6 protein-coding genes are annotated in these 7,689 nt (G+C 57.7%); 1 reads left to right on the plus strand and 5 read right to left on the minus strand.

The features are described 5' to 3' along the window. Window positions 1–401 precede the first annotated feature (401 nt). From HMPREF2765_RS06105 to msrA, 3 genes are all read right to left on the minus strand, one after another. Complete coding sequence (locus HMPREF2765_RS06105; protein ID WP_083303626.1) at window positions 402–1,208, minus strand: DUF6318 family protein; 807 nt, start codon at window positions 1,206–1,208, stop codon at window positions 402–404. 142 nt (window positions 1,209–1,350) lie between these two features. Continuing rightward, a complete protein-coding gene (locus HMPREF2765_RS06110; protein ID WP_070604713.1) occupies window positions 1,351–2,115 on the minus strand; it encodes a DUF6318 family protein in 765 nt (254 codons plus the stop codon). 213 nt (window positions 2,116–2,328) lie between these two features. Continuing rightward, a complete protein-coding gene (gene msrA, locus HMPREF2765_RS06115) occupies window positions 2,329–2,850 on the minus strand; it encodes a peptide-methionine (S)-S-oxide reductase MsrA (RefSeq protein WP_049345412.1) in 522 nt (173 codons plus the stop codon). 98 nt (window positions 2,851–2,948) lie between these two features. Here msrA and HMPREF2765_RS06120 point away from each other — a divergent pair, with 98 nt between their 5' ends. Continuing rightward, window positions 2,949–3,881: a Nif3-like dinuclear metal center hexameric protein gene (locus HMPREF2765_RS06120; protein WP_049341408.1), complete on the plus strand. Its 933-nt coding sequence runs from the start codon at window positions 2,949–2,951 to the stop codon at window positions 3,879–3,881. A gap of 130 nt (window positions 3,882–4,011) precedes the next feature. Here the strand turns inward: HMPREF2765_RS06120 and HMPREF2765_RS06125 are convergent, their stop codons facing one another. Both HMPREF2765_RS06125 and HMPREF2765_RS06130 read right to left on the minus strand, forming a co-directional pair. Further along, complete coding sequence (locus HMPREF2765_RS06125; protein ID WP_070604715.1) at window positions 4,012–5,640, minus strand: S-layer homology domain-containing protein; 1,629 nt, start codon at window positions 5,638–5,640, stop codon at window positions 4,012–4,014. Between the two features lie 340 nt (window positions 5,641–5,980). Further along, complete coding sequence (locus tag HMPREF2765_RS06130) at window positions 5,981–7,552, minus strand: hypothetical protein (protein ID WP_049341403.1); 1,572 nt, start codon at window positions 7,550–7,552, stop codon at window positions 5,981–5,983. Window positions 7,553–7,689: the final 137 nt, after the last annotated feature.

Consider the following 7,689-nt stretch of genomic DNA (forward strand, 5'->3'; position numbering starts at 1 on the left):
GCGGGCGAATATCGCTAGCGCACGCAGTCAACGCAGAAAGCGCGCCAGCAACGGCAACACCCAGGGCAGTACGTCGAGTGAAGAAAGTAGTCATCGGAAGTCCTTCGTTGGATCCTTCACCCCCAAAGCCGTCAGCACGAAGCTCACAACCTGCAGGTAAAGACCACATGTAGTACGTCAATGTATATACGTTAAGCGTACCCGAGCGCCCCTCCTCCGACCCCGAACATCCGCTGGGTTTTCCCCTGGGTGTTCCCTGGGTTTCCTACCCTGGGGTTCCGCAGAGTTACGGCAGAATTTTCGCAGAGTTTCGGCACAAAGAAACCCCGCCCACGGTGCATTACCGCAGGCGGGGGAGAAGCCTACCTCAAACCGTTAGACCGGAACCGATATGGTGGGGCCTAGACAGAAGAAGAGCTAGAGGAAGAAGCGGAAGCCGACGAAGAAGAGCCTTCATCGCCGGTGAGCATAATCCACTTACCGTCCTTGTATTCCACGGCAACCTTCGCCAGCTTGCCATTCGGGCTAGAAGCGGTCTTAAAGGGCTGGTCAGACTTGCCCTCAATGTGAATCTTCGCATCGGCGCTGTAGTTCATGTATGCCGGCCAGTCGTAACGGGTACCCTTACCGGACGCCTTCTTCGGTGAACCACTAGTCAGCTCAAGAGTAACCGGGGTATCCGTACCGTACATCCAGCCCAGATCGTTCTCGTACATGATCGTAAGTTCCTGCAGACCATTCACATACACATCTGCAGGGTCAGCCTTCTTCATCGGCTCAGTATCACCGGTCATTAGCGCATAGTTAAAGCTTGCCAGCCAGTAGCCAATGAACGCATACATGCCATCAACGTTATCTTCGTTCATGTTCGCCGGGGCGAGGGGCTTGGGCACGTTCTGTGCCTTCTGAGCGGCGGTCGCCGGAACGTACTCGCCCTTCTTCTCGAAGTTATCAAACTTTACGAAGCCCTTATAGGACTTGCTGGAAGAAGCAGATGCCGAAGTACTAGCCGAAGCACTGGGTGAGGCGCTAGCTGAAGCGCTCGCGGATGCACTAGCAGAACCGGAAGCGGGGCTTGACGCTGAGCCATCAGCCAGCGGGCGGATACTACCAGCACACGCAGTCAGTGCAGCCAGCACACCGGTGCCGGTCGCGCCCAGTGCTACGCGGCGGCTCACACGGGTAGATATGGGGGAAGGGCTCATCATAATTGGCCTTTCAAAAGAGGTCAACAAAGGAAATAGAGTGAGTTGACACCCCTATCATACCCTAAAGTGCGTGAATGACTATCAAATGTTGCTATTCATATACTTTTGAGTAGAATAAACCCAAAAAGCTGCAATTAGTGCACTAGGAAGCCGAGGGGCTCGCAGAATCCGAGCTCTTACCAGCATCCTTATCCTTCTGAGTGCTCATAAACCAAGCACCCTCCTTATACTCCACAACAATCCGCATCGCCTGACCCTGAGAATCCTCAGCCCCCACAAGGGACTTATCGCGGTTATCGCCCTCGGTCAGATGCCTCTTCGCATTCTGATCAACCAGGGAACGAGCACGCCAGAAATAACGAATACGGTCACCCTCAATCTGCGTGGGAGTATCCGTCAACAGGTACACAGACATCGGCTCACTCGTGTCATAAATCCAGCCGCGCCCCGTCTCATAGAGCTTAACCATCGGCTCAAGCTCCTTATAGTAATCGCTGATCGGATCCGTCTTCTTCAACGGCTCAATATCACCCGTCAGCGCCAAATAATTAAAACTAGAAATCCAATAGCCAATCAGCGCATAAATACCGTCAACGCTCAGCTCCTGCACCTTCTCCGGCATGATCGGTTTGGGTACGTTCTGCGCCTTCTGCTCAGCCGTAGCAGGAACATACTCGCCGTTCTTCTCAAAGTTATCGAAGGTGACCTTACCCTGATACGACTTATTCGCAGACGGCAACGCCGGCGAAGCAGCCGGGCTCGCGCTCGCTGACTCAGAGGCGGCAGTATCAGCCGGCGGATGCACCGTACGCGCACACGCAGACACCACAGCGGCAAGACCAACACCGCCCACACCCAACACGGCGCGGCGGCTCAAAGCGATGGACTTAGAAGAAGAGCTAGTCATCAGCAGTCTTTCGAAGAGGTCAACAGATGAGGGGGGAGTGAGTCGACACCCCCATCATACCGGGCGCACCTTATAGCAACCCTAAAGCACATGTGAATAGCAAATAGCTTGGGAGAACTGGGCACGCATGAAGAAACCCCGCGGCCGTTATTCCGAATATTTTCGAAGAAAGAACAACAGCCGCGGGGCAAAACACCTGGAGGGGCGTGCAACCTAGCGGAGCAGATGCGCAAAATTACGGCGCGCATGAGCCACCTTCGGGCTCACCACAAACGCGCAATAACCCTGTGCCGGGTTCAACGCGTAATAATTCTGGTGATACTCCTCAGCCTCATAGAACACGCCCAGGGGCTTAATCTCCGTAACGATGGGGGAGGAGTACAGCTGCTGAGCACGCGCCACCGCACGCTCAAACGCCTCACGCTGCTGCTCATCCGCGTAGAAAAGCACCGAACGGTACTGCGAACCGGTATCCGCACCCTGACGATCCCAGCTGGTCGGATCGTGGCTCGTGAAGAAAATATCCAGCACCGTATCCAGGTCAATCACCTGCGGGTCAAAGCTGAGCTTCAGCGCCTCCTGATGCCCGGTCGCACCCGAACACACCGAACGATAATCGGGGTCGGGAGTATCGCCGCCCGTGTAGCCGCAGACGCTCTCCTCAACCCCGCGGAACTGGCGGTATACCGCATCCAGGCACCAGAAACAGCCGCCGGCAAGAACAACATCAGTCATGATTCCTCCTCGAACTATAAATCCACACTACCTGAAGAACACTGCAGGGCTGCACAATATTCCCGAGTTGCCGCCGCGCCACCTGCCACAATAGAGGTATGACTGAAAAACTAGAAACCCCCACCCTCGCAGAAGTCGTTGACGCCTTCCACACGCTCTTCCCGCCGCAGCTCGCCGCCGGATGGGACGCCTCCGGCCTCGTCGCCGGACGTGGCGCCGCCAAAGTGAGCACCGTCCTCTTCGCAGTAGACGCCCTCACCGCCACCGCCGAAGAAGCCGTAGCCGAAGGCGCGCAGCTACTCATCACCCACCACCCGCTGCTGCTCCGCGGCGCAAAGTTCATCCCCGACAGCGACTACAAGGGCAACGTTCTGCATACCCTCATCGAAGGCGGATGCGGCCTGCTCGGCGCGCACACCAACGCAGATGCCGCCGTTGAAGGCGTGAACGAAGCACTCTGTGACGCTATCGGCTTGATTGACCGCGAACCGCTCACCGAAGCGCAAACCCAGGTGCTCGACGAGCAGGAACACGCGGTAGGCACCGGTCGCCTCGGCACCCTGCCCGAAGAAGTCACCCTCAAGGAGCTTGCAGAACGCCTCGCTGCGGCACTGCCCGCGACCGCCGGTGGCCTGCGCATCGCCGGACGCGCCGACCAGCCGATCCGCCGCGTCGCCCTCTGCGGTGGTGCCGGTGACTCCCTCTTTGACGCTGTGCGCGCCACCGACGCGCAGGTGTACATTACCGCCGACCTGCGCCACCACCCCGCCAGCGAATTCCGCGAAACCGCACGAGTTGACGGTAGCAACATCGCCCTGATTGATTGCTCCCACGCCGCCAGCGAATCCCTCTGGCTACAGTCGGCGGCAAACCGCCTGCGCGCCCTGCTCGCTGAGCGCGGCTTCACCATCGAAACGAAGCTGTCCGCACTGAACACCGACCCGTGGGACTTCACCGTCTCCACCGGCGTGGCAACCGGTCATGACGCGCACTCGGCAAGCACCGCCGCAGCCCCCGCGTGGGAACTCTAGGGCGAGAATTCTAGGGGTGAGAACTCTAGAAGAATCCGCGCAGATTCCCTCACCGCGTACTCAGTGCGTAAGAGCCCGGGCACCCCGTCCGTTGTGACGAGGTGCCCGGGCTAGAACCGGCCTGGCCTACTTAGTTAGCAATGCGATACAGGCCAGTAGTGATAGGGTTCATCACGCGATGCCGGTAATAGAACAACATCCAGTCCAATTCAATGCGGGTCACAGCATGATTCGGTTCAAACATGCCGGTCTCGGGAGTAATAACATTCTGCTGGGTAGCCCACAGAATCTCACGGTAGAACGCGGAATCCGGCGTAACATCCGGGAAGGATGAAACACCCGATACTTCCGGTGAACCAGACGCACGGTAAATCATTGCGGCAACGGTTGCATTCGTGAGACCGTCCTCCGCGTGGAACTTTCCGTCAGGTCCGCCGAAGGTAACACCCTTTTCACGAGCCCAAATGTAGGCGGCGTAGTTCGGATCGTCCGTCTTCACATCCGGCCACGGGGAGACTTCAGGAAGGTCCACCTTGGGGCTGCCCTTCATCTCATAAAGGGAGGAAACCAGCTCACCGCGGGTGGCAGGCTGCTTCTGTTCCTCGTCGTTCAGCGATGTCGAAAAGTACATACGTTCCTCTACGGGTACGTAAGCATTCGTGAACCGCTGGACACCCTCAAACTTCAAATCCTGGTGCGCCAAAAGAACGCCGCGGTGCTCCGGGGCAAAACCCACCATCGGGGTGATGAGAGTCTTATCCGTCTTGCTGGGGTAACCGTAGTCGCTCCACGCCTCAATGACGTACTGCTTGGACGGATCCAGCGTGTTCGCGGGAATCTTGAGATTGACGAAAGCGAAGCCTCCCTCCAGGCCCGTCTCGTATTCATCATCGCCTTGGACGTAACGCTTCATCTCGCTCATAACCAGGACGGGGGAACCCGTGCCCTTCTCGCGAATGACGTACATCATGCCCTCAACGCCGGGGATGTCAGTCCCTACGAAGCCCTGACCCTGAATCAGCAGCTCCTGATCCTTCGTGGGGTCCTTCAAAGCGTCGTATTTCAACTTAGGTGCGAAGGTATCGAAGTGATAATCATTGGTGCTCAGACCGTGATGCGTCACAACGTTCTTGCGAGCCCAGATATCCTGAACGGTCGACTGCGGCTGGCCCTCGGGCTCGGCGAGGATGCCAACCTCGTAACGCACCTTGTCCAGAGTCATATCCGGGAAATACTCCGTGAGAGTGTAGTAACTCGGCAAAGTATTAGCCTCAACATTCAGAGGGGCGACAAAGGTGCCGTCATCGTCAATGGTGAAGTCCTTGCCCTCTTCAAACCGCAAGAGGGTATCGGTCACCTGATGTGCGTTGTAGGGGACGTTCTCCTCGGGCGCGATGTAGATGACTACCTTGCCGTGCTGCTTGCGCCACTCCTTGGTGAAGCCGGTGCCCAGAACCGTAATTTTACTGTCCTCACCGGTGTACAGGCCGTCGCCCTCTTGCTTGAAGACGTCACGGCCGTCCTGGTAGTAGTAATCCTCATAGACAACGGTGAAAGACGGCTCATCCGCGACATCCTGAGTTGCAGGGGCGGGGGTATTGGCAGTCGGTGCGTTAGCAACGGGCGCGTTTGCGGTGGGCGCTGCGTCCTGGGCTAACGCCGGGGTCAGCGGCAGGACCATCACGCCCGCCAGTGCGAGCGCGCTACAATTCCGAGCCGCGCGGAGGAATGAAGACTTAGAGTTCGGAAGTGAGGACATAAGACATCCTTAGGGTCATTTCTCCGGGGCTGCGCGAGCTTACCGGCAGGTTGGGAATCGGTCGCAGAATCTGCGCACGCCCGATGAGAAAAGTGGTTGAAAATCCCCCTCGGTTTCGGGGATATCCTCACCCTATCAAAGCGTTGAACGATTGTCAGGAAACACTCAAGGAATACTTTAAGGTTTCGAGAAATCTCATACAGCGGTAGCTGTTAAAAGCTGAACCCCGTGCTCCCGAACAGAAAACCATTCGGGAGCACGGGGAACCAGAGAGTTATCCGATGCACCGCACGCGCCCTCAAGGTAAAACCCGAGGGGGATGCGGGCGGGCTAAACGACCTTACTTAGCGCGAGCCTGGAACGCCTCAATCAGAGTCTCCAACTCACCATGAGTCACCATGTACTGAGCATCGAAAGCGCCGTTAGCGTTCAGCACCACCTTGTTCTGCTGAGCCCACAGAATCTCACGGTAGAACGCCGAACCGGGAGCCACATCACTGTACGGGGAGTCGCCCTTAACCGCGGGCGAACCAGCCGCACGGTAGGTGAACGCCGCAACGGTAGCGTTCGAAATGCCTGCATCAGCATGGAACTTGCCGTCCGACCAGCCGAAGGTAATACCCTTCTGACGAGCCCACACGTACGCGGGGAAGTTCGGGTCGGTGGTCTTCACATCCGGCCAGGGAGAAGTTTCAGGCAGCTTCACCTCGGGGGTGCCCGCCTGAATGTACAGGGCAGCTGCGAGCTCACCGCGGGTAGCGAGGGTCTCCAGCTTCTCATCGGAAGGATCGGGCTTCTGGTTGTCATCCTTCTTGGGATCCTGAGCGTTGGGCAGGTTCGCCTCCCTGTAACCGTTCGTGCCGTTCAGGTCCAGGTCCTGCCACGCGAGTAGGGTACCGCGGCCCTTGGTGGACCTGCCCACGACCGGTGCGATCAGCTTACCGTTATTGCCGTAACCGTCGTTAGCCCAGACCTCAATCACGTACTTCTTCGAAGCGTTCAGAGTGTTTGCCGGAAGATTCACGGTACCGTTCAGGTTGCCATCACGGTACGCCGAAGACTGGGTGGGGTGGTCAAACTCGATAATGTCGCTGGTTGCCAGAACCGGGGTGTTCGAGCCCTTCTCACGAACCACGAGCTGAACGCCCCTAACGGAGTGAATATCGCCGTTAAACCCCTGGCCACCAACGTTCAGATCCTGTGATTTTATGGGGTCAGTCACAGCGTTGTAACCCAGGCGCGGTGCGAACGGCGCCGGCTTCTCACCCATAGTATTCAGTACCTGGGTGCTCACCACGTTCTTGCTGGTCCACAGCTCCTGAGCGGTCAGCGGCTTCTGATCCTTCTGTTCAGCAACCACGCGAATTTCGTAGAGGACATCGTACTTGGTGCCGCCGGTCGGGTCGTGGAAGTTGTCATCATCGATGAAGTAGTAGGCAGCAAGCTTGTACGCCTCAACCTTCAGATCAGCCTCAAAAGTGCCGTCATCGGTAATGGTGAAGTCCTGACCCTCCACGAAGCGCAGCATCTTCGAAGTCGGAATCTCGTAGCCGGAGGGCGCGTAGTTCGCGGGAGCAATGTACAGCGCCACGGTACCGTGCTGAGCACGCCACTCCTTGGTGTAACCCGCACCCTTCACATGGATGGTACCGCCCTCAGTCGTGACGAGGGAGGGGTTCACGCCGTCGTACTTGTAACCGTCAGGGATGGAAACCTCAAGGGTCGGGGTAGCCGCAGCGACCTGGTTAGCTGCCTGAGGGGTAGCGGCAGCAACAGCGGCATCAGCGGCAGGAGCCGCATTCTGAGCCAGTGCCGGGGTCATCGGCAGAACCATAGCACCAGCCAACGCCAATGCGCCGCAACCCTGAGCAGCGCGGAGGAAAGAAGACTTAGAGTTCGGAAGCGAGGACATAACACATCCTTAAAGTTGTTTCTCGCAGGGCTCTGCGGGCTCAACGGCGGGTAGGGAATTCGCCGTTGAATCTGCGCGCCCTATGAGAAAAATGGTTGGAAGCCCCGTCGGTTTCGGGGACATTTTCACCCTATCAA

Origin of the sequence: Rothia sp. HMSC062H08 (assembly GCF_001810775.1) — a bacterium.
Lineage (GTDB): Bacteria > Actinomycetota > Actinomycetes > Actinomycetales > Micrococcaceae > Rothia.

Bases quoted from the DNA above. Each gene is read 5' to 3' on its own strand.
- msrA (WP_049345412.1), bottom strand. From the start codon at position 2,850: ATGACTGATGTTGTTCTTGCCGGCGGCTGTTTCTGGTGCCTGGATGCG.
- HMPREF2765_RS06120 (WP_049341408.1), top strand. From the start codon at position 2,949: ATGACTGAAAAACTAGAAACCCCCACCCTCGCAGAAGTCGTTGACGCC.
- HMPREF2765_RS06125 (WP_070604715.1), bottom strand. From the start codon at position 5,640: ATGTCCTCACTTCCGAACTCTAAGTCTTCATTCCTCCGCGCGGCTCGG.
- HMPREF2765_RS06105 (WP_083303626.1), bottom strand. From the start codon at position 1,208: ATGATGAGCCCTTCCCCCATATCTACCCGTGTGAGCCGCCGCGTAGCA.
- HMPREF2765_RS06130 (WP_049341403.1), bottom strand. From the start codon at position 7,552: ATGTCCTCGCTTCCGAACTCTAAGTCTTCTTTCCTCCGCGCTGCTCAG.
- HMPREF2765_RS06110 (WP_070604713.1), bottom strand. From the start codon at position 2,115: ATGACTAGCTCTTCTTCTAAGTCCATCGCTTTGAGCCGCCGCGCCGTG.